Here is a 2530-nt window from a genome sequence, read left to right as displayed (position 1 = left end):
GGATCATACCGAAAAGTTGTGGGGAAAGTATAAAAAAGATTGAAAAGATATATATTTGTAATAAAATATATAAATACTTCCGTTATGAGTTGGGACCCTTTAGTACGCTTTATCTTACCAGATGGTTTATTCGATTATTTTGAGATGTCAGACTTTAAACCTGGCAATTCAGAAGTACATATTTGTCTTGAAGAAGTTAATATAACTCCCGTTGAGTACCAAAATGATAAGCTGGAGAGCAAAGGTTTTTATGAAGAGATAAAGATGCATGATTATCCTCTGCGAGGTAGAAGCTGTATAATGCATATCAAACGCCGTAGATGGATGAATCATACGATAGGAAAGGTTGTTACTCGAAACTGGGAACTAGTAGCCAAAGGAACGCAAATATCAAGTGAATTTGCGTCTTTTTTAAAAGCTATGGATCGACTCTCACGCCATTAGTATTGCCACCCTTGCTACGCATTATAATTTAGATAAAAAACAGTTAGAGGCTCAGTATAAAAATCATCTAAGTGATTACCCCTCTTGGGACCAGAAGGAACATGCTGACGATTGGGTGTTATACCCTGAGAATGTTGGCGCTAGACTGAGTCTGGATGAGACTGCTCTTTCCAAGGGTGAACTCTACACCATAATAACCAACAAGTCAGCAAAGGGTAAGAAAGGAGCTTTAGTTGCTATGATTAAAGGAACTAAAGTAGAGGTGGTTAAAGCTATATTACTAAAACTTCCTCGCAGGGTTCGATACAAAGTCAAGGAGATAACCTTAGATATGGCTGCTAACATGGAGAAGATTGCACTGCTCTGTTTTCCTTCAGCTGTCCTTGTAACAGACCGTTTCCATGTACAGAAATTGGCTTATGATGCACTTCAAGAGATGAGAATTAAGTATAGATGGGAAGCCTTAGACCAAGAGAATGAAATGATTAGCATGAGTAAGTCTCATAAAATTGATTACAATCCACATAGCTACGAAAATGGCGATACACGCAAACAACTACTTGCTCGTAGTAGATACTTATTATGCAAGAAAGAAAGCTCTTGGAGTAAATCGCAGAAACATCGAGCGGAAATCTTATTTCGTGAATATCCTGATATAAAGAAAGCCTATTACTTAACCCAGCATCTGGGGCTGATCTATCACCAGTGCAAATCTAAAGAAACGGCTTTAACACGTCTAGCTCATTGGTATGAAACGGTAGAAAAAAGTGGGTTTAAGACCTTCAACACGGTTTTAAAGAGTATTCAATCTAATTATTATAATATTGTGCAATTCTTCAATAACCGTTCTACCAACGCATCAGCTGAAAGCTTCAATGCTAAAATCAAATCTTTTAGAGCTAGTTTAAGAGGGGTAAGAGATGTGAACTTCTTTATTTATCGTTTAACTAAAATTTATGCTTAATATGTATGCTTAATATGAAAATCCCACAACTTTTCGGTATGATCCATATGGACTGACCCCATAAAAATGGATGAAATAAAAAAGAGATACATAAAATGTATCTCTTTTTTATTGGTTGTCCTACCAGGATTCGAACCTAGACTAACAGAACCAAAACCTGTTGTGCTGCCATTACACCATAGGACAATCGCTATATGCTTTCTATTCAAAAGCGTTGCAAAGATAAGGAGTTGTTTTTAATGGTCCAAATAAAAACAACATTTATTTTACTAAAACTATAAAATAGTTCTTTCTACCTCTTTGAACCAATAAATATTTATTGTTTAATAGGTCATTCTCAGTAACTTCATAATCAAAAGATTCTAATCTTTCTTGATTCAAAGAAACTCCTCCTCCTTGAACTAATTTTCGCATTTCACCTTTAGATGGGAAAATCTCAGCTTTCTCAACAAATAAATCTAAAGCTTTTTCTCCTAAGTCAGAACGATTAATTTCAAACTGAGGTACACCTTCAAATACAGCTAAGAAAGTATCTTCATCTAATGACTTTAAATCATCTGATGTAGATTTACCAAATAATATATTAGAAGCTTTAACAGCTGCGTTATAATCATCTTCTGAGTGAACCATTATGGTAACCTCTTTAGCTAATCTTTTTTTTAACTCACGCATATGATGTGCTTTAGTATGCTCTTCTATTAATTGATCTATTTCATCTTTCTCTATCGAAGTGAAAATTTTAATATAACGAGCAGCATCTTCATCACTAACATTCAACCAAAACTGGTAGAATTTATAGGGAGAAGTATATCGAGCATCTAGCCAAACATTACCCGACTCTGTTTTACCAAATTTCCCACCATCAGCTTTAGTAATTAAGGGACAAGTTAAACCAAAAACTTCAGAACCATTTGCACGACGAATTAACTCTGCACCAGTTGTTATATTACCCCACTGATCGGAACCTCCCATTTGAAGTTTACAACCCATTTTTTCATTTAAATGAAGATAGTCGTAAGCTTGAAGTAATTGATAAGTAAACTCAGTAAAAGATAATCCATCACGAGCTTCGCCCGTCAATCTTTTCTTAACTGAATCTTTAGCCATCATATAGTTAACAGT

Annotated in this window: 3 protein-coding genes and 1 tRNA gene; 2 read left to right on the top strand and 2 right to left on the bottom strand. The window is 35.1% G+C overall.

Annotation, left to right across the window (positions count from 1 at the left end; translation table 11 throughout):
* Positions 1 to 84: 84 nt before the first annotated feature.
* Both K8V80_RS06580 and K8V80_RS06575 read left to right on the top strand, forming a co-directional pair.
* Entirely contained in the window at positions 85 to 444 is a 360-nt protein-coding gene (locus K8V80_RS06580; protein WP_276776336.1) for an ISAon1 family transposase N-terminal region protein, read from the top strand.
* Positions 425 to 1408: an ISAon1 family transposase gene (locus K8V80_RS06575; RefSeq protein WP_423773065.1), complete on the top strand. Its 984-nt coding sequence runs from the start codon at positions 425 to 427 to the stop codon at positions 1406 to 1408. The genes K8V80_RS06580 and K8V80_RS06575 overlap by 20 nt, the downstream gene beginning before the upstream one ends.
* Before the next feature lie 112 nt (positions 1409 to 1520).
* On the opposite strand, the gene K8V80_RS06570 is transcribed toward K8V80_RS06575, so the two are convergent.
* Together K8V80_RS06570 and tyrS are read right to left on the bottom strand one after the other, a co-directional pair.
* Positions 1521 to 1594, bottom strand: a tRNA-Gln gene (locus tag K8V80_RS06570).
* A 75-nt stretch (positions 1595 to 1669) separates the two neighbouring features.
* Positions 1670 to 2530, bottom strand: an 861-nt coding sequence (gene tyrS / locus K8V80_RS06565; protein WP_276776334.1) for a tyrosine--tRNA ligase, incomplete at its 5' end; no start/stop codon positions are given.

The organism is Bacteroides coprosuis (genome assembly GCF_020741705.1).
GTDB classification, from domain to species: Bacteria; Bacteroidota; Bacteroidia; order Bacteroidales; family Bacteroidaceae; genus Bacteroides_E; species Bacteroides_E coprosuis.
This window is presented reverse-complemented; position numbering and strand designations above follow the sequence as displayed.

What these genes read in the sequence shown, in the direction of transcription:
- K8V80_RS06580 (WP_276776336.1), top strand. Translation starts at nt 85, where the DNA reads ATGAGTTGGGACCCTTTAGTACGCTTTATCTTACCAGATGGTTTATTC.